The sequence below is a fragment of the Dietzia sp. IBK-p2-15D genome (genome assembly GCF_057773105.1).
The window spans coordinates 1-454 of the sequence record NZ_JBYMTK010000089.1; the positions used below are offsets into that span (position 1 = coordinate 1).

1 protein-coding gene is annotated in these 454 nt (G+C 51.5%); it reads left to right on the forward strand.

Going from position 1 to position 454, the window contains the following annotated elements:
• Nucleotides 1–440: adenine nucleotide alpha hydrolase family protein (locus tag AC3DEV_RS17000; RefSeq protein ID WP_488372872.1), on the forward strand; the 440-nt coding region annotated here is incomplete at its 5' end.
• Nucleotides 441–454 lie beyond the last annotated feature (14 nt).

The window sequence follows — 454 nt, forward strand, 5'->3', positions numbered from 1 at the left end:
GCTTCGATTTACTGATCTTTGGTGAAGGTTCCGGCGACCTTTATGCCCAGCAGGTTGGCTTGCTGGTCGGAGAACTTCTGCAACTTCCGGTGATTAATGCAGTGAGTGCTATTCAGCGTCAGGGCAATACACTGGTGATTGAACGCACGCTTGAAGATGATGTTGAAGTTATTGAACTCTCTGTTCCAGCCGTGCTCTGCGTCACCTCCGATATTAACGTACCACGTATTCCTTCGATGAAAGCCATCCTCGGCGCGGGTAAAAAACCGGTAAATCAGTGGCAGGCAAGTGATATTGGCTGGAGCCAGAGCGCACCACTTGCTGAACTGACCGGCATTCGCGTACCGCCGCAAACAGAACGTAAGCACATCATTCTCGATAACGATTCGCCGGAGGCCATTGCCGAGCTGGCGGAACATCTGAAAAAAGCCCTGAACTGAAGCCTACGGAGAAG